Origin of the sequence: Vibrio sp. Vb0598 (assembly GCF_033338935.1) — a bacterium.
Taxonomy (GTDB): Bacteria; Pseudomonadota; Gammaproteobacteria; order Enterobacterales; family Vibrionaceae; genus Vibrio; species Vibrio alginolyticus.
In genome coordinates, this window is sequence record NZ_JAWOTP010000249.1 from 1 (window position 1) to 1,098 (window position 1,098).

Genomic DNA, 1,098 nt, shown 5'->3' on the forward strand with positions numbered 1-1,098 from the left:
GTAAAGGCAACCACACCGACATTGAGGATTTGGTTCCACATGCTGCCTTCAGGAATCGCCATGCCCGCTTCACTTGGCTGACCACCGACGGCAAGAGCAAGGGCAATCAACAGACCACCCGTTACGACGAATGGGATCATGTGTGATACGCCGTTCATCAAGTAGCGGTATAGGTCAGAGCGAGCTTGAGAAGCTTTGTCGGCAACCGACGCTTGCGTATTGCCATTGGACTCAGCTTGGTACGTCGGTGCGTTTAACGCTTCATTAATCAGTCCTTGAGCATCGCGGATTGGGGCTTTTACGTTGGTTTTAACCACGCGTTTGCCCGCGAAGCGGTTCATGTCAACTTGCTTGTCACATGCGACGATGATGGCATCTGCACGCTCGATTTCTTCTGCGGTTGGACTGTTTTTCACACCGATTGAACCATTCGTTTCAACCTTGATTTCGTAACCCATCGCCGCAGCACCTTTCTCCAGTGCTTCTGCTGCTCAGTAGGTGTGCGCAACGCCCGCAGGACAACCGGTAACACCAATGGTGAAACCTTGGTTCGCTGGAGCATCTGTCACTGGTTGCGGTTCTTCTTTAGCAAGAAGGAGTGCCAGTGCGTCTTGGCTGTTTGTTGCACCTAAAAACGCATCGATGAAACCATCTTCAATCAGTTTTGAAGACAGTTCTGCAAGTACTTCGATGTGGTGGTTATCGCCACCGTCTGGAGAAGCGATCATGAAGAACAGCTTTGAAGGTAAACCGTCTTCCGCGCCGTACTCGATACCTGATTTGCTTACGCCGATCACAACCGCCGGTTCAATCACAGCGGCGCTTTTCGCGTGTGGAATTGCCACGCCATCTTCAAATCCGGTATTTCCTAATTCTTCACGTGCTTTTATATCTGCAAGAAATTGTGTTTGGTCAGAAATACGACCTTGGGCATGAAGAACGGCAACCAGTTCTTTAAATACGTCTTCTTTTGAAGATGCTTTAAGATCAAGCTTAATTAAGTCTTCATTTATTAGTTTGGTGATCATTGTCGAACCCCTATAAATATAATTTTTATTTCAGAGGTATTTTTAAATTACTGAGAAAAAGACTGTAGTG

The 1,098-nt window shown here is 47.4% G+C and carries 1 pseudogene; it reads right to left on the reverse strand.

Going from position 1 to position 1,098, the window contains the following annotated elements:
* Window positions 1–1,028 (reverse strand): annotated as a pseudogene (locus R7Q38_RS24455) (fructose PTS transporter subunit IIA); the annotation flags it as partial.
* Window positions 1,029–1,098 lie beyond the last annotated feature (70 nt).